The organism is Xanthobacter albus, assembly GCF_043194895.2.
Classification (GTDB): Bacteria; Pseudomonadota; Alphaproteobacteria; order Rhizobiales; family Xanthobacteraceae; genus Xanthobacter.
On the sequence record NZ_CM195532.1, the window covers coordinates 4,383,871 to 4,397,989 of the forward strand.

At 72.3% G+C, this 14,119-nt stretch carries 16 protein-coding genes; 10 read left to right on the forward strand and 6 right to left on the reverse strand.

Going from position 1 to position 14,119, the window contains the following annotated elements; genetic code table 11:
- Nucleotides 1–118 precede the first annotated feature (118 nt).
- The 6 genes from V5F75_RS19480 to V5F75_RS19505 all read left to right on the forward strand — a co-directional run bounded on the left by V5F75_RS19480 (nucleotide 119) and on the right by V5F75_RS19505 (nucleotide 5,261).
- A complete protein-coding gene (locus tag V5F75_RS19480; RefSeq protein ID WP_394035174.1) occupies nucleotides 119–1,699 on the forward strand; it encodes a putative bifunctional diguanylate cyclase/phosphodiesterase in 1,581 nt (526 codons plus the stop codon).
- A gap of 120 nt (nucleotides 1,700–1,819) precedes the next feature.
- Nucleotides 1,820–2,278, forward strand: a complete 459-nt coding sequence (locus V5F75_RS19485) for a DUF2948 family protein (RefSeq protein ID WP_394035175.1) — start codon at nucleotides 1,820–1,822, stop codon at nucleotides 2,276–2,278.
- A gap of 75 nt (nucleotides 2,279–2,353) precedes the next feature.
- Nucleotides 2,354–3,658: a histidinol dehydrogenase gene (hisD, locus tag V5F75_RS19490; RefSeq protein ID WP_394035176.1), complete on the forward strand. Its 1,305-nt coding sequence runs from the start codon at nucleotides 2,354–2,356 to the stop codon at nucleotides 3,656–3,658.
- A gap of 4 nt (nucleotides 3,659–3,662) precedes the next feature.
- Nucleotides 3,663–4,145 carry a UPF0262 family protein gene (locus tag V5F75_RS19495; RefSeq protein ID WP_394035177.1) on the forward strand — a complete coding sequence of 161 codons (483 nt, stop codon included), beginning with the start codon at nucleotides 3,663–3,665 and terminating at the stop codon, nucleotides 4,143–4,145.
- A 5-nt stretch (nucleotides 4,146–4,150) separates the two neighbouring features.
- Nucleotides 4,151–4,624: an arsenate-mycothiol transferase ArsC gene (locus tag V5F75_RS19500; protein ID WP_394035178.1), complete on the forward strand. Its 474-nt coding sequence runs from the start codon at nucleotides 4,151–4,153 to the stop codon at nucleotides 4,622–4,624.
- A gap of 106 nt (nucleotides 4,625–4,730) precedes the next feature.
- On the forward strand, nucleotides 4,731–5,261 hold the full coding sequence (locus tag V5F75_RS19505) for a GNAT family N-acetyltransferase (RefSeq protein ID WP_509212116.1): 531 nt from the start codon (nucleotides 4,731–4,733) through the stop codon (nucleotides 5,259–5,261).
- A 64-nt stretch (nucleotides 5,262–5,325) separates the two neighbouring features.
- Here V5F75_RS19505 and V5F75_RS19510 read toward each other — a convergent pair whose 3' ends face one another.
- Nucleotides 5,326–7,140 carry an ABC transporter transmembrane domain-containing protein gene (locus V5F75_RS19510; protein WP_394035180.1) on the reverse strand — a complete coding sequence of 605 codons (1,815 nt, stop codon included), beginning with the start codon at nucleotides 7,138–7,140 and terminating at the stop codon, nucleotides 5,326–5,328.
- 110 nt (nucleotides 7,141–7,250) lie between these two features.
- Between V5F75_RS19510 and rpmE the strand changes: the two genes are divergently transcribed.
- A complete protein-coding gene (rpmE, locus tag V5F75_RS19515; protein WP_393989907.1) occupies nucleotides 7,251–7,475 on the forward strand; it encodes a 50S ribosomal protein L31 in 225 nt (74 codons plus the stop codon).
- Between the two features lie 100 nt (nucleotides 7,476–7,575).
- Here the strand turns inward: rpmE and V5F75_RS19520 are convergent, their stop codons facing one another.
- On the reverse strand, nucleotides 7,576–8,103 hold the full coding sequence (locus V5F75_RS19520) for a hypothetical protein (protein WP_394035181.1): 528 nt from the start codon (nucleotides 8,101–8,103) through the stop codon (nucleotides 7,576–7,578).
- A gap of 296 nt (nucleotides 8,104–8,399) precedes the next feature.
- Nucleotides 8,400–8,591, reverse strand: a complete 192-nt coding sequence (locus V5F75_RS19525) for a DUF1192 domain-containing protein (protein WP_394035182.1) — start codon at nucleotides 8,589–8,591, stop codon at nucleotides 8,400–8,402.
- Between the two features lie 227 nt (nucleotides 8,592–8,818).
- Between V5F75_RS19525 and V5F75_RS19530 the strand changes: the two genes are divergently transcribed.
- Entirely contained in the window at nucleotides 8,819–9,826 is a 1,008-nt protein-coding gene (locus V5F75_RS19530) for an NAD(P)H-quinone oxidoreductase (protein WP_394035183.1), read from the forward strand.
- Between the two features lie 183 nt (nucleotides 9,827–10,009).
- On the opposite strand, the gene V5F75_RS19535 is transcribed toward V5F75_RS19530, so the two are convergent.
- The 3 genes from V5F75_RS19535 to V5F75_RS19545 are packed head-to-tail and all read right to left on the reverse strand — an operon-like array spanning nucleotide 10,010 to nucleotide 12,487.
- Nucleotides 10,010–10,735, reverse strand: a complete 726-nt coding sequence (locus tag V5F75_RS19535; protein ID WP_394035184.1) for an ABC transporter ATP-binding protein — start codon at nucleotides 10,733–10,735, stop codon at nucleotides 10,010–10,012.
- Nucleotides 10,732–11,529: a molybdate ABC transporter permease subunit gene (locus V5F75_RS19540; protein WP_394035185.1), complete on the reverse strand. Its 798-nt coding sequence runs from the start codon at nucleotides 11,527–11,529 to the stop codon at nucleotides 10,732–10,734. Before V5F75_RS19540 ends, V5F75_RS19535 begins: the two co-directional genes overlap by 4 nt.
- Nucleotides 11,530–11,551: 22 nt before the next feature.
- Nucleotides 11,552–12,487 carry an extracellular solute-binding protein gene (locus tag V5F75_RS19545; RefSeq protein ID WP_394035186.1) on the reverse strand — a complete coding sequence of 312 codons (936 nt, stop codon included), beginning with the start codon at nucleotides 12,485–12,487 and terminating at the stop codon, nucleotides 11,552–11,554.
- Between the two features lie 340 nt (nucleotides 12,488–12,827).
- On the opposite strand from V5F75_RS19545, the gene pgeF reads away from it, so the two are divergent.
- Together pgeF and V5F75_RS19555 are read left to right on the forward strand one after the other, a co-directional pair.
- A complete protein-coding gene (gene pgeF / locus V5F75_RS19550; protein ID WP_394035230.1) occupies nucleotides 12,828–13,607 on the forward strand; it encodes a peptidoglycan editing factor PgeF in 780 nt (259 codons plus the stop codon).
- 14 nt (nucleotides 13,608–13,621) lie between these two features.
- Nucleotides 13,622–13,942, forward strand: a complete 321-nt coding sequence (locus V5F75_RS19555; RefSeq protein WP_394035187.1) for an SH3 domain-containing protein — start codon at nucleotides 13,622–13,624, stop codon at nucleotides 13,940–13,942.
- Nucleotides 13,943–14,119: the final 177 nt, after the last annotated feature.

A 14,119-nucleotide genomic window follows, 5' to 3' on the forward strand; every position in this document is an offset into this window, starting at 1 on the left:
CCCCGCAGCGGGCGCTCAGCCGTGCACAGGCCGCGGGATAAGACGCTCGTCCTCTGTTCAGCTCCTCCCGGACTGGTATGATTCCGGGGAAAGCCGAGGTCGGAGGCGGAACCGGAAGATGTCGTCGCGAGCTGCGCCGCCCGACCTGAAGCGGGGATATTGGAAGGCCTACGCTGCCATCGGGCTGTGCGCGGTCGTTCTTTTTTTCGGCCTCAGGTACCTCGACGCCCTCGGCTACGCCTATCGCCTCTCGGCCACCCATGCCAGCTGGCACCTGGGCGACCTCTTCGCCCTGGTGGTCACCGCGGCCCTGACCTCCATCGCCATGCTGGCGGTGCACGAGCACCAGCTCCAGGCGGAGATCTCCCAGCGCCGGCGCGCCGAGGCGCTCGCCCAGGCCGCGTCCCGCTATGACGGGCTGACCGGCATCGCCAACCGCGCCCTGTTCCTGGAGGACTTCGCCGCGGCCCTGGCGCGGGCGCGCGCCACCCAGACCCGGCTGGCGGTGCTCATCATCGATGTCGATGCCTTCCAGCAGGTGAACGACGCCCATGGCTACGCCGCCGGCGATGCCGTGCTCATCGCCCTCGCCGAGCGGCTGTCCGCGCCGCTGCGCGGGCAGGAAGCGCTCGCCCGGCTCGGCGCCGACGAATTCATCCTGCTCTACCCGCTGGAGAGCGAAGGCACTCAGGACCTGTTCCGCCGCGCGGAGCGTATCCTGAAGGCGGCCCGCGAGCCGATCGCCGCGCCGAACGGGCCGCTGGCGGTGTCCGTCTCCATCGGCATCGCCAAGTATCCGCGCGACGGCGACGAGCAGAGCGGCCTGCTGCGGCGGGCGGAAACCGCCCTCGCGCAGGCCAAGGGCAACGGCAAGAACCGCTATTCCCTCTACGACGGCACCCTCGACGCCCACCGCCGCGCCCGGCTCGACACCGAAGCCGAGCTGCGCGCGGGCATGGAACGCGGGGAGATCGTGGCGCTCTACCAGCCGCTGGTGGACCTTGCGCACGGCCGCCCGCGCGGGTTCGAGGCCCTGGCGCGCTGGCGCCATCCCACCCGCGGCCTGCTCGGCGCGCCGCAGTTCATTCCCATCGTGGAGGACGCGGGCCTCGTGGGCCGGCTGCTGGCGGCGATGCTGGAGCGGGCCTGCGCCGATTCCCGCGACTGGCCGGACGACATCACCGTCGCGGTGAACCTCTCCCCGCCGCAGCTGCTGGACCGCGACCTGCCCGCCACCATCCTGAGCCTGCTCTCGCGCATGGGGGTGCCGCCCCGCCGCATCGAGCTGGAGATCACCGAGACCGCCCTGCTCCAGGATTTCGAAACCGCGCGGCGCACCATGTCGGCGCTGCGGGAGGCGGGCATGCGCATGTCGCTGGACGATTTCGGCACCGGCTTCTCCAGCCTGCGCCACCTGCAGGAGCTGCCCCTCGACAAGATCAAGATCGACCGCTCCTTCACCTGCCGGCTGCTGGAGGATGCCCACTGCCGCAAGATCGTCTCCTCCATGCTGGGGCTTGCCTCCGCCCTCGGCCTCGCCACGGTGGCGGAGGGGGTGGAGCGCGCCGAGGAGGCCGAGTGGCTGCGCACCCACGGCTGCACCCTGGGGCAGGGCTACCACTTCGCCCGCCCCCTTCCCCCTTGTGAGGCCGGCGCCATGGCGGCAAGCCCGACCGCGGCCTGCGCGGCGCGCGCGTGAGCCGGGCGCGGCCGAGCCATGCGTGCCGGCGACATTGAAAACGCGCCTGCCGCTCTCTATGTCGTGGGTGCCGGAAAACGGCGCACGAACGAGAAGGTTAGAGCCAGGAAGGCGCCCGCCATGACCGATCTCAAGCTCATCGCCCTCGACGAGGAGGATCTCGCCGTCGTCTCCGCCCATCTGCAGGATGCGGTGGTGAAGGTGGCGGACATGGGCTTTCTGCCGCGCGTGCAGCGCTTCGCCCTGCTGCTCAATCGCTTCGACTGGGACCAGCAGGCGCACGCCAACGAGAAGGTGCGCCGCCGCGCGGGCCTGCACTTCGAGCGGGTGCGCGACGCCAAGTGCCGCGGCCTCGACCTCGCCCAGCAGGACGGCGTGCTCAACCTGCTGGCGGTCACCTTCATTCCCACCGATGCGCCCTCCGGCTATGTGCTCCTCACCTTCTCCGGCGGTGCCGAGGTGCGGCTGGAGGTGGAGTGCATCGAGGCGGGCCTGAAGGATCTCGGCCCCGCCTGGGGCTGCGCCCACGCCCCGCGCCACGCCTCCCCCGCCGGCGCAGCCGGTCCCGGCGCGGCCTGATCCTTCTGCCTTCCCCGCGGTGCCCCGCCACGGCGGGGCTTCCCTCCGCCGCCGTCCTGATCTAGCAAGGCATCCATGCCTATCCGTCTCGACACCGAACACCCCGATTTCGCGGCGCGCTTCGCCACCTTCCTCGGCTCCAAGCGCGAGTCGTCCGTGGATGTGCAGGACCAGGTGTCCGCCATCATCGCCGACGTGCGCGCGCGCGGCGACCAGGCGCTCATCGATTTCTCGCGCACCTTCGACCGGGTGGACCTCGAAGCCCTCGGCATCCGCGTCACCGACGCGGAGATCGACGCCGCGCTCGCCTCCATCCCGGACGAGACCCGCGAGGCGCTGGAATTCGCCAAGGCGCGCATCGAGGCGCACCACGCCCGCCAGCGCCCCACCGACGAGACCTATACCGACGCCGCCGGCGTCACCCTCGGCCATCGCTGGACCAGCGTGGACGCGGTCGGCCTCTACGTGCCCGGCGGCACGGCGGCCTATCCCTCCTCCGTGCTCATGAACGCGGTGCCGGCCCAGGTGGCGGGCGTGCCGCGCATCGTGATGGTGGTGCCGGCCCCCGACGGGCAGATCGCCCCCCTGGTGCTGGCGGCGGCGCGCCTTGCCGGCGTGCACGAGGTCTACCGCGTGGGCGGCGCCCAGGCGGTGGCGGCCCTCGCCTTCGGCACCGACACCATCGCCCCCGTGGACAAGATCGTCGGCCCCGGCAACGCCTATGTGGCGCAGGCCAAGCGGCAGGTGTTCGGCAAGGTGGGCATCGACATGGTGGCCGGCCCCTCCGAGGTGCTGGTGATCGCCGACGCCGATGCCAACGCCGACTGGATCGCCGCCGACCTGCTGGCCCAGGCCGAGCACGACACCGCCGCCCAGTCCATTCTCGTCACCGATTCGGAAGACCTCGCCCAGCGCGTGACGGCGGCGGTGGAGGGCATGCTGGAAACGCTGCCCCGCGCCGAGATCGCCCGCGCCTCCTGGCGCGACCACGGCGCCGTCATCAAGGTGCGTGACCTCGACGAGGCGCCCGCCCTGGTGGACCGCGTCGCCCCCGAGCACCTGGAGATCCAGGCCGCCGACGCAGACCGGCTGGCGGCGCGCATTCGCCACGCCGGGGCCATCTTCATCGGCGCCTACACGCCGGAGGCCATCGGCGATTATGTGGGCGGCACCAACCATGTGCTGCCCACCGCCCGCTCGGCGCGCTTCTCCTCTGGCCTCTCGGTGCTCGACTTCATGAAGCGCACCTCCATCCTGAAGCTCGACGCCGACGCGCTGGAAAAGGTGGGCACCGCCGCCGTGCGCCTCGCCGAGGTGGAGCGCCTGCAGGCGCACGGGCGTTCCGTGTCCATCCGCACCAACGCCGGGGGAGGGCGATGACGGCATGAGCGAGAAATCCCCGTCGCGCCTGTCCTGCGTCACCCTCGATCCCTCTTCCATCGGCCATGCCGGGGCGGAGATCGAGCACGAGCGCGCCACCGCCATCTGGGACCTGATCGACGACAACACGTTCCACCCGTGCGGCGATCCCGGCGAGGGGCCCTACAAGCTCCACATCTCGCTCATGGACAACCGGCTCGTGCTCGACATCAAGCGCGAGAATGAAGACCAGGTGGTGCAGCACCACCTCTCCCTCACCCCCTTCCGCAAGGTGGTGAAGGACTATTTCCTTATCTGCGAGAGCTATTTCGCGGCCATCCGCACCGCTTCCCCGAGCCAGATCGAGGCCATCGACATGGGCCGCCGCGGCGCCCACAACGAAGGCTCAGAGCTGCTGCAGGAGCGCCTGAAGGGCAAGATCGACGTGGATTTCGACACCGCCCGGCGCCTCTTCACCCTCATCTGCGCGCTGCACTGGAAGGGCTGATCGCCATGCCCTCGGTGGCGGACCCCGACGTAGCCCGCTCGCGGTCGGCGCGGCCGCAATCGGTTCTGTTCATCTGCGGGCAGAACGTGGTGCGATCGGTGATGGCGGCGGCGCTGCTGCGCCATCTCTATGGCAAGTCCATCTATGTGGGCTCGGCCGGCGTCATCGCCGGGGAGCCGGACCCGTTCGTGGTCGCGGTGATGGACGAAATCGGCCTCGACGTCCACAAACACCGGCCCAAGACCCTGGAGGAGCTGGAGGAATACGAGGGCCTCGGCTTCGACCTCGCCATCTCGCTCTCCCCCGGCGCCCACCACCGCGCGCTGGAGCTGACCCGCACCAACGCCCTCGACGTGGAATACTGGCCGACCCCCGACCCCACCCGAGAGGGCGGCAACCGCGAGCAGCGCCTCGACGCCTACCGCGCCGTGCGCGACGAGCTGGAAAACCGCATCCGCGAGAGATTCAGGCATACCTGAGTGTGCCGGGCCCGCGCGGCGGCGTCCTCTTCTTGCCGCGCGCCCGCCTCCCCTCCCCCAACCGGCGCGACAGCGTTGCCGCGCGGATCGCTTGCGAAGGAGCGGCATGCGGGCGTTTCATCGTCATGGCACCGATTCGCCCGGCGACGGCGCCGCCCGCCTCCCGCCACGGACCCGCGTCATGCCCCTGCCCTACATCCTGCGCCCCGCGACCCCGGCCGACCGCGCCGCCATGGCCGACCTGTGGGTGGAGAGCTGGGCGCGCACCCTGCCGGACATCGATTTCGAAGCCCGCCGCCCCTGGCTCTCCGCGCATCTCGACACGCTCGCCGCCGGCGGCGCCTCCACCCGCGTGGCGGAGCGCGAGGGCACGGTCGCCGGCTTCGTGGTGATCCACCCCGGCACCGGCTACCTCGACCAGATCGCCGTCTCCCCCGCTTTCTGGGGCCAGGGCGCGGCGGAGGCGCTGATGGACGAGGCGCGGCGCCTCTCCCCCGCCCTGGTGGCGCTGGACGTGAACCAGGAGAACCCGCGCGCGGTGCGCTTCTACGAGAAGATGGGCCTTGCCGTCACCGGCGAGGGGGAAAACCCCATGTCGGGCCGGCGCACCTTCCGCATGGAGTGGCGTCCGGCCTGACGCCAGCCCCGGTCTTCGGCCGAGGCCGGCGGCCTCGTGCGCAAAGCCGGAGGGCGCCGCCCCCTCACCCCGCCGCGCCGAACTGCAGCGCGGCAAGGCGGGCATAGAGGCCGCCCTTGGCCACCAGCTCGGCATGGCTGCCCTCGTCCACGATGCGCCCGGCCTCCATCACCAGGATGCGATCCGCGGAGAGGACGGTGGACAGCCGGTGGGCGATGACGAGGGTGGTGCGCCCTTCCATGGAGCGCTCCAGGGCGGTCTGCACCAGGGTTTCGCTCTCGGCGTCGAGGGCGCTGGTCGCCTCGTCGAGCAGCAGCACGGGCGCCGCGCGCAGGATGGCGCGGGCGATGACGATGCGCTGGCGCTGCCCGCCGGAAAGGGTGACGCCGCGCTCGCCCACCTCGGTCTCCCAGCCCTTCGGCAGGCGGGAGACGAACTCGTCCACCAGCGCCGCGCGCCCGGCGGCCTCCACCTCGGCATCGGTGGCCTCGGGGCGGCCGAGGCGGATGTTGCCGCGCACGGTATCGGCGAAGATGGCCACATCCTGCGGCACCAGCGCCATCTGGCGCCGCACCGCCACCGGATCGCAGCCATGGATATCGACGCCGTCGAAGCTGATGCGCCCGGCCTGGGGATCGTAGAAGCGCTCCAGGAGCTGGAACACGGTGCTCTTGCCCGCCCCCGAGGGGCCCACCAGCGCCACCCGCTCGCCAGGGCGGATCTCGAACGAGATGGCGTGCAGCGCGGCCGAATCGGGACGGCTCGGATAGGAAAAGCTCACCTCGTCGAAGCGGATGGCCCCGGTGATGCGCGCCGGCAGGGCGGCGGGGCGCGCGGGCGCCTTCACCTGCGGCTCCGCCTTCAGCAGCTCGGCGATGCGCCCGGCGGCCCCGGCGGCGGCCGAGGCCTCGCCCCAGGTCTCCGAGAGGTTGCCGAGGGAAGAGGCGGCGAGCACCGCATAGAGCACGAACTGGCCGAGCGTGCCGGGGCTCATGGTGCCGGCGAGCACCGATTGCGCCCCCGCCCACAGCACCGTCACGATGGAGGCGAACACCAGGAAGATGGCGACGGCCGTGAGCAGCGCGCGCGCGCGGCTCGCGTCCCGCGCCGCCTCGAAGGCGCGCTCCACATCGCCGCCGAAGCGCGAGAGGGCGGCGCCCTCGGCGGTGGCGGCCTGAAGCGAGCGCATGGCGCCCAGCGCCTCGGCGGCGAAGGCGGAGGCATCGGCCAGCGTATCCTGCGCCGCCCGCGCGCGCAGGCGCACGCGCCGCCCCGAGGCCACGAGCGGCAGCACGATGACCGGAATGGCCACCAGCACCAGCCCCGAGAGACGCGGGCTCGTCACCACCATCATCGCGATGGAGCCGAGGCACAGCACGAGGTTGCGCAGGGCCGTGGAGGCCGAGGCGCCCACCGCCGCCTTGATCTGGGTGGTATCCGCCGTGAGCCGCGAGGTCAGCTCGCCCGAGCGGGCGGCATCGTAGAAGGCGCCGTCCAGGGTCACCAGACGGGCGAACACCGCCTTGCGCAGGTCCGACACCACCCGCTCGCCGAGCGTGGTCACGAGATAGTAGCGGGCGGCGGAAGCGGCGGCGAGCACCGCCACCACCGCCACCAGCAGCTCGAAATAGCGGTCCACCATGCCCGCCTGGTCGGCGGCGAAGCCGAAGTCGATCATGCGCCGCACGGCGAGCGGCAGCGCCAGGGTGGCGAGCGCCGCCACCAGGATGGCCGCGAGCGCGGCGCCGAGCCGGCCGCGATAGCGCGCGAGATGGGGCAGCAGCCCCCGCAGCGGGGCGAGCGCGCGCCGTCCGCGGCGCTTTTCGCCCTCCGGCGCGCGGTCCGGGGCGGCTTCGGGGGCAAGGTCGGCTTGTGTCAAAGGTTGCTCTCGGCTATAGACCCGCCACTTCCGGCAGGAAACGAATTTGAGCGCGTCGGGGATTTACGGGATCGTCCCGTGAGCCCGGCGAGGCCAAAAGGATTGAGACAATGAAGAGCGACATCCATCCCGACTACCACTTCATCAAGGTGGTCATGACGGACGGCACCGAGTACACGACCCGGTCGACCTACGGCAAGGAGGGGGACACCCTCCAGCTCGACATCGATCCGCGCACCCATCCGGCGTGGACCGGCGGCACCCAGCAGCTCATGGACCGCGGCGGCCGCGTGTCGCGCTTCAAGAACAAGTTCGGCGCGCTGCTCAAGGGCTGAGGCCCGGCCCCGCACCTGCCTCCGGGAGAGCTGCGCGCACGCGCCGCAGCCTCCCTCACGCAGGCGTGAGAGGAAAGTGCCCCTCCCGCCGGGCCGCCCCTCAGGGCAGCTCCCGCGAGGAGACGAGACGAAGCCGCGGGCGTCCCTCCGGACGCTGCCGCGGCTTTTCCGTTTCTGCGGCCTCCGATGCCAGGATCCCGGGCGCAAGGCCCTCGGGCGCGAGCCACGGCCCGGCGCCCTCAAAGCCCGGTGGAAGGCGCGTGGACTGCTCGGCCAGCGCGTCGAGCAGCGCCAGCACCTGCGCCGCGAGGGCGGAAACCTGGAGCAGCACCACCTGCAAGGCAGGCGCGCGCGCGCAGCGCAGCGCCGGCGTCAGCGCCCGCGCCACCTGGCCGGGCAGGTCCAGCCGGTCCGCCTCGTCGCCCGCGGCGGCGGGGTCCATGTCGCCCTCGGCGGCGGCGCGCAGCAGCATCAAGGCGGTGGCGAGATCGAGCAGCAGCACGGAAAGGCCTGAGCGGGCGGCGCCGTCGAGGCCCCGGGCCACGGCATCGTCGTTCAGCCGCGCGCGCGCCTGCGCCAGCAGCGCCATGCCGCCCCCGAACACAGGCTCCAGTGCCTGCGCCCCCATTTCCGCGTCCCGTCCCAAGGTTCCGCTTATGCTCCGCCACGGCCACCCGCGCCCATCGCGCGGCGCGCCACAAAACGACGGCGCGGCCAAAAGGTAAAGGCCGGGAAAGGCCCAGCCCCTGGGGAAACCGGGCACGCCGCGGCGGCGCTGACGGCGCAGCGAAAGCCCCGCGCCGCGCCGGTTCATGGGCCGGCGGCGGGGTCGGAGACCGCCGGGCGCGCGCGTGCCCACGCCGCGGCGAACGCGCCGCAGGGTTAACAGAACGTAAAGGCCGCCGGCCCCGGAAGCCGGGCGCGTCAGAACTTGAAGGCGGCGTCGGCGGCGGCGCGCGAGGCTTCCTTCTGCGCGAGGGCGCCTTCGAGCCGCGTGATCTCCGCCTTCAGCGCGGCGATGCGGGCGCGGATCTCGTCCACCGACAGGCGCGAGACATCCGCCACCAGCAGCGGGTCCGCCGGCCGGGCCGGCCGCTCGTCGTCGGTGGGGTCCATGGCATCCTCCTCTCGCCGTTCGCGGCCATGGTAGCCGCCCGGCGGCGCGCCATGAAGGCCCCCGCGCTTTGCGCGGCCGGCGCGTGGGGCCAGGGCGCTTTCGAGCGAAGTGGAAACCGGTTCGCGTGACGAAAACGCGTCAACGCAAGAGCCTGGAGCGTTTCGTCGTTTCCATGAAACGGGGAAACGCTCTAGAAAGCGCGACCTGAGCCTTTGGGAGCTTCGCCATGACAGCGCCGGCCGTGCCCGCCACCATGACCGCCATCGCCATCACCGCCCCCGGCGGCCCGGATGTGCTGGCGCCCGAGCAGCGCCCTACCCCGGCCCCCGCCCCCGGCGAGGTGCTGGTGAAGGTGGAGGCCGCCGGCGTGAACCGGCCGGACGTGATGCAGCGCAAGGGCCTCTATCCGCCGCCGCCCGGCGCCTCCGACATCCCCGGCCTGGAGATCGCCGGCACGGTGGTGGCGCTGGGCGCGGGCGCGGGCCGGTTCGCCATCGGGGACCGCATCTGCGCGCTCGTCTCCGGCGGCGGCTATGCTCAATACTGCCCGGCGCCGGAGGCCACCGCCCTGCCCGTGCCCGCCGGCCTCTCCATGGGCGAGGCGGCGGCGCTGCCGGAAACGGTCTTCACCGTGTGGAGCAACGTGTTCCAGCGCGGCGGGCTCAAGGCGGGCGAATGGCTGCTGGTGCACGGCGGGGCGAGCGGCATCGGCACCACCGCCATCCAGCTCGCCAAGGCGTTCGGCGCGCGCGTCATCGTCACCGCCGGCTCGGAGGAGAAATGCGCCGCCTGCCTCAGGCTCGGCGCCGACGTGGCGGTGAACTACGCGGAGAAGGACTTCGTGCCCGAGGTGAAGAGCGCCACCGGCGGCAAGGGCGCGAACGTGATCCTCGACATCATCGGCGGCCCCTACATCCAGAAGAATTACGAGGCCGCCGCCGTGGACGGGCGCATCGTGCAGATTGCCTTCCAGAAGGGCTCGAAGGCGGAGGTGGACTTCATGCGCCTGATGCTGAAGCGCCTCACCCACACCGGCTCCACCCTGCGCTCGCGCCCGCTGGCGGAGAAGGCATCCCTCGCCGCCGAAGTGGTGGAGAAGGTGTGGCCGCTGGTGGCGGCCGGCACCGTGCGCCCGGTGATGGACCTCGCCTTCCCCCTCGCGGAGGCCGCCGCCGCCCACGCCCGCATGGACGCGAGCGCCCACATCGGCAAGATCACGCTGACGGTGGCGTAGCGCATTTCCGCGCGAGGCGGACACCGTCTCGCGCGATGAAACCACTTAGAATCATAGACTTGCTTGATTCTATGAAACGGGAATCTGCCCACCGCGCCACGGGCGCGCCCGTGGCCCCGGATTCACCGCGTGCCTTCACCCGCGCGCGGTTGGGGCGCGCCTGGGGCCGCCGGCAGGACCCCCTCAGGTCGCCTTGGGGCGCAGGCCGAGCAGGCCCGCCACCTCGGCGTCGGCGGGGCGGGCCATGAGGTCCTCGGGCCAGCCCTGCTGCACCACCCGCCCGTGCGCGAGAATGACGAGATGGTCCGCCGCCAGCGCCATCTGCCGGTCATGGGTGGAGGCGAGCACCGCCAGGCGCCCGTCGCGGCTGATGGCGATCAGCTCCGCCACCACCTCGTCGCGGGTCACGGGGTCGAGGGCGGACGTGGGCTCGTCCAGCAGCAGCAAGTCCGGCGCGCGGGCGAGCGCGCGGGCCAGCGCCACCCGCTGCTGCTGCCCGCCGGAAAGCTGGCGCGGCCGGCGGTCGGCGAGATGCGCGAGGCCGAAGCGCTCCAGCAGCGCCACCGCCTTCTCCCGCCGCCCCGCGCCATCGAGGGAGAAGGCGACGTTCTGCCAGACGGAAAGGTGCGGGAACAGGCACAGGCCCTGCGGCACGTAGCCGATGGGGCGCGCCTGGGGCGGCAGGCCGTCGAAGGGGGTGCCCTCAGCCGGAATGAGCCCCGCCAGCGCCCGCAGCAGGGTGGTCTTGCCCTCGCCCGAGCGGCCGAGCAGCACGGTGAGGCCGCGCGCCGCGAACGCGGCATCGAGGCGGACCGGATGCTCCAGCCGGCAGGTGACGTCCACGGCACCGATGTCCGGGTTGCCGGTGTCCATGGTGCCGCCGCTCGGAACGCCCGTCATGTCGTTCATGGCGCGCCGTCCCAGCGCCGGGTGAAGGCGCGCATGAGGAGGGGCACCGGCATCGCCAGCAGGAAGAAGGCCCAGAGCAGCGGATAGACCGCCTGCAGCCCGAGATCCTGCAGGTTCACCCACAGCTTCACCGGCATGCCCTGCGGGAAGTAGGCCACCACCAGCACGATGCCGAACTCCCCCACCGCCCGCACCCAGGCCACCGCCAGCGCCATCAGCAGGCCCGGCGCGGCCAGCGGCAGCGTCACCCGCCACAGCAGCGCCAGCGGCCCGCGGCCCAGCGTGAGCCCCACCTCCTCCAGCTCATGCGGCACGCCTTCGAAGGCCGCGCGGGCGGCGATGACGAAATAGGGGCCGGCGCCGTAGCAGGTGGCGAGGATGAAGGCAGGCGGATTGTTGGTGAGCACCAGCCCCGCCTGCTGCAGCAGCGCGCCCGCCGGGCCATAGGGCCCATAGAAGGAGGCGAGCAGGATGCCGAGCGCGAGCGGCGGCGAGAGCAGCGGCAGCAACAGCAGCACATCCGCCACCCACTTGCCCCGAAAGCGGCTGCGCGCCAGCCACCACGCCAGCGGCGTGCCGAGCGCGACGATGATGACCATGGAGACGCCGCCATAGCCGAGCGAGACGGAAATCGCGTCCCAGTCCCCATCCGCGAGCCGGAAGCGCGACCAGTCGGTGGCGGTGGCGAGGGTGGCGAAGGGCGCCACCATCACCGCCAGCACCAGCGCCGCGAACACCGCGACGGCGCCGAGGAGGCGGGAACCGGGGACGCCGGCTCCGGAAACGGCGGTCAAGGCGCGGGCTCCGGCGCGGCGCTCAGATCCCGTCGCCCTTGGGCGGGCCGTAGCCCGCGGCCTGGAACAGCTTCTGCCCCTCCGGGCTCGTCATGAACTTGAGGAAGGCGGCCCCGCCCTCGGGGCTGGGAGCGTTCTTCAGCACGGCGGCGTAGAACACCATGGGCTGCGGCTTCGCCACCTGCGCCTTGCCGTCCCTGCCCGGCAGGTCGAAGCTCACCGTATCATACCAGGCGGCGGCCAGCGCCGGATTGGAAAGGTTGATCTCGTCCGGCAGGGTGATGAAGGGCAGCCTGGCCGAGACCGCCGCGCTCTGATAGCCGGAACTCGCGTCCACCTGCCCCGCCTCCAGGCGGGTCATGGCCGAGCCCTCGGCGAAGATCTGCTGGTCATTGTAGACCCCGCCCAGCACCTTCTGCATGAGGTCCGGCTGGTTGTAGTAGCGCTGGGCCAGCAGGAAGGTGAAGATGATGTTCTGGCCCTGCGGGTCGGTGGCGGGGTCGGTGCGACCGAATTTCACGCCCGGCTCCTCCAGCACCTTCCACCAGGGGGTCTTGCCCGCCTTCGCCGCCTCGAACGCGGCCGCGTGGGGGCCGGAAGCGTTGTAGACGATGACCATGGCCGTGCTCGCCACCGGCACCGCGCCATCCACCAGCCCCGCCTTCCTCAGGATCTCCACCGGCCCCGGCGTGATGGAGACGAACACGTCCGCCTGGATCTGCCCGCCGGCGACGAGGCGGGCGAGGCCGTAGGCGCCCTGGCCGATGCCCTGGAAGGGCGCGCCGGTCTGCCTGGTGAAGGCGGGCCCCAGCGCGCGGTCCATCACCACGCCCATGGAGCCGGCATAGGCCACCCGCACGGGCTCCGCCGCCCGCGCCTCCCGCAGCCCCAGGGTCATTGCCCCGAAGGCCGCGGCCCCGAGGGCCGCCAGCCCCAGCAGGAATGCCAGTTTCCGCATCTCGCCTCTCCTGAAGTCAGCGGCCCGCGCCGCGCGTCCGGGCAGCGGAGCAGCCCTGGGGACAGACTCCGCCTTCGCGATCCGGACACCTTATTTATATTCACATGGATATAGCTTAGATCAAGCCGGGACCGGCCCCAGGCGTCCCTCGGCCGTGCCTTTCCGCAATGACCGCCCGGCGCGGTAGCCCCGCGCGCGGCCGCTGCGGGGTTCCCATTAAGGAGAAGGCGCTACAGAATCGCGCGCGCGACCACACCGGCGCGCCCGCCACCGGGAAAGCACGAGGACGCGACCCATGACCGCGCAGCCCATGGACACGGGTTCCACCGCCATGCCGCCGATGACCATCGAGGCGCCCTCCCTCGCCGGCCTGCCCGGCATCCGCCACGCCTTCTTCACCCGCGCCGGCGGCGTCTCCACCGGCCTCTACGCCAGCCTCAACGGCGGCATGGGCTCCAATGACGATCCCGAGGCGGTGCGCGAGAACCGTGCCCGCATGGCCCGCGCCCTCGGCCTCGCGCCGGAGAACCTGCTCGCCTGCTGGCAGGTGCATTCGCCCGACGCGGTGCTGGCCGCCGCCCCCTGGACCCGCGAGGAGGCGCCCAAGGCGGACGCCATCGTCACCCGCACGCCCGGCCTCGGCGCCGCCGTCTCCATCGCCGATTGCGGGCCGGTGCTGTTCGCCGATCCCAAGGCGCGGGTGGTGGCGGCGGCCCATTCCGGCTGGAAGGGCGCCGTCGGCGGGGTCATCGGCGCCACGGTGGCGCTGATGGAGGCGCAGGGCGCCCGGCGCGCCGATATCCACGCCGTCATCGGCCCCCTCATCCGCCAGTCCAGCTACGAGGTGGGCGAGGATTTCGTGACGCGCCTCCTGGCGCAGGACCGCGCCCATGCCCGCTTCTTCGCGCCCGCCGACCGGCCCCACCATGCGCTGTTCGACCTGCCGGGCTTCATCCGCCTGCGGCTGGAGGAGGCGGGCATCACCATGATCGAGGACCTGATGCTCGACACCTACACCGACGAGGCGCGCTTCTATTCCTTCCGCCGCGCGACCCACCGCAAGGAAGCGGACTACGGCCGCCTCATCGCCGCCATCGCGCTGGCGCCGGGCGCGACGTGAGCGCAGGACACGCCATGCGCCCTCCCCTTCCCGCGCTCACCCTCGCGGCCCTGCTGGCTGCGGCCCCAGCCCTCGCCTCCGATTTCGCGGACGGGCTGAAGGGCGGGCCCGATGCGTGGCGCGTCTCCGGCCTCGCGCCCGGCGCGACGCTGGCGCTCAGGGCCGCCCCCGCCCGCGGCGCCGCAGTTCTCGCGCGCTACCCGGAAGGTGCGCGGCTGGCCAACGAAGGCTGCCTCATCCTCAAAAGCGTACGCTGGTGCCGCGTTTCCCCCTGGGACGCCCGCAAGCCCAGCGGCTGGGTGATCGGCCGCCACCTGCGCGAAGCCACGGACTGAAGCGCGTCCGGGCGAGGCGGAAACCGGTTCGCGTGAAGAGAAAACACGTCAAGGCGACGGCCCGGGGCCTATCCCCGGTTCCATCACACCGAGGGAGGCACCGAGCACCCCGCTTCACACCACGGGAGGCGCGGCGGAGAAGGCCGGCGCGGGCGCCTCGCGCCCGGCCTTTGGGGG

What these genes read in the sequence shown, in the direction of transcription:
- V5F75_RS19480 (WP_394035174.1), top strand. Translation starts at nt 119, where the DNA reads ATGTCGTCGCGAGCTGCGCCGCCCGACCTGAAGCGGGGATATTGGAAG.
- V5F75_RS19485 (WP_394035175.1), top strand. Translation starts at nt 1,820, where the DNA reads ATGACCGATCTCAAGCTCATCGCCCTCGACGAGGAGGATCTCGCCGTC.
- hisD (WP_394035176.1), top strand. Translation starts at nt 2,354, where the DNA reads ATGCCTATCCGTCTCGACACCGAACACCCCGATTTCGCGGCGCGCTTC.
- V5F75_RS19495 (WP_394035177.1), top strand. Translation starts at nt 3,663, where the DNA reads ATGAGCGAGAAATCCCCGTCGCGCCTGTCCTGCGTCACCCTCGATCCC.
- V5F75_RS19500 (WP_394035178.1), top strand. Translation starts at nt 4,151, where the DNA reads ATGCCCTCGGTGGCGGACCCCGACGTAGCCCGCTCGCGGTCGGCGCGG.
- V5F75_RS19505 (WP_509212116.1), top strand. Translation starts at nt 4,731, where the DNA reads ATGCGGGCGTTTCATCGTCATGGCACCGATTCGCCCGGCGACGGCGCC.
- rpmE (WP_393989907.1), top strand. Translation starts at nt 7,251, where the DNA reads ATGAAGAGCGACATCCATCCCGACTACCACTTCATCAAGGTGGTCATG.
- V5F75_RS19520 (WP_394035181.1), bottom strand. Translation starts at nt 8,103, where the DNA reads ATGGGGGCGCAGGCACTGGAGCCTGTGTTCGGGGGCGGCATGGCGCTG.
- V5F75_RS19525 (WP_394035182.1), bottom strand. Translation starts at nt 8,591, where the DNA reads ATGGACCCCACCGACGACGAGCGGCCGGCCCGGCCGGCGGACCCGCTG.
- V5F75_RS19530 (WP_394035183.1), top strand. Translation starts at nt 8,819, where the DNA reads ATGACAGCGCCGGCCGTGCCCGCCACCATGACCGCCATCGCCATCACC.
- V5F75_RS19535 (WP_394035184.1), bottom strand. Translation starts at nt 10,735, where the DNA reads ATGAACGACATGACGGGCGTTCCGAGCGGCGGCACCATGGACACCGGC.
- V5F75_RS19545 (WP_394035186.1), bottom strand. Translation starts at nt 12,487, where the DNA reads ATGCGGAAACTGGCATTCCTGCTGGGGCTGGCGGCCCTCGGGGCCGCG.
- pgeF (WP_394035230.1), top strand. Translation starts at nt 12,828, where the DNA reads ATGACCATCGAGGCGCCCTCCCTCGCCGGCCTGCCCGGCATCCGCCAC.
- V5F75_RS19555 (WP_394035187.1), top strand. Translation starts at nt 13,622, where the DNA reads ATGCGCCCTCCCCTTCCCGCGCTCACCCTCGCGGCCCTGCTGGCTGCG.